General features: G+C 43.9%; 2 protein-coding genes. Both read left to right on the top strand.

Annotation, left to right across the window (positions count from 1 at the left end; translation table 11 throughout):
- Positions 1–108 (top strand): hypothetical protein (locus tag ACWHAR_RS24755; protein ID WP_452088141.1); only part of this gene is annotated, 108 nt, incomplete at its 5' end.
- Positions 109–138: 30 nt separating this feature from the next.
- A partial coding sequence (locus ACWHAR_RS24760; protein ID WP_452088140.1) for an ABC transporter substrate-binding protein occupies positions 139–881 on the top strand: 743 nt, incomplete at its 3' end.

Genomic DNA, 881 nt, shown 5'->3' on the forward strand with positions numbered 1-881 from the left:
TCTGTCAAGAATGCCTTCAGACACGCGCACACCTTAAGAGACCGCTGCACCGGATTAAGAATCATTAATGAAAACAAAACGCTGATCAACCATGGTCTATATGAATAGCCCGCACCTCGAATGGAAGGGGTAACGCAGATGAAAAAAATGACTGTCTGTTTTCTTGCGCTCATGATGCTGCTTACATTAGTCATTGCCGGGTGTTCAGCAGAAAAATCATCCGGCAAATCGGGTGAAACTGAGCTGACCTTTTGGACATTTAACGGGCTTCATGAGCAGTTCTATGTAGAAATGGTGAAGGAATGGAATAAAAAATATCCTGACCGCAAAATTAAGCTGAATACGGTCGTTTATCCGTATGGACAAATGCACGATAACTTGTCGATCTCCTTAATAGCGGGAGAAGGCGTCCCTGATATTGCCGATGTCGAATTGGCCCGTTTTTCAAACTTTTTGAAGGGCTCTGACATACCGCTTGCCGACTTGACTCCGCTGATTGAAAAGGACCGCGATAAATTCGTTGAGGCGCGGCTGACCCTGTACAGCAAAAACGGCAAGCTTTACGGACTCGATACGCATGTAGGAACAACAGTCATGTTTTATAACATGCATGTGATGAAGAAAGCCGGCGTCAATCCTGACGATATTAAAACATGGGATGATTACCATAAAGCCGGACAGAAAGTGCGCAAAGTGACCGGGAAGCCGATGGGAACGGTGGAAACAAATGATTCCGGAACGTTCTTATCTATGATTTCACAGCAAAACTCAGGTTATTTTGATAAAAACGGCAAGCTGATCCTCAATAATGACACCAACGTAAAAACACTTCAATATTTAAAAGACATGATCAATGATAAAACGATGATTCCTGCGCCGGG

The organism is Bacillus sp. LR--39, assembly GCF_053613335.1.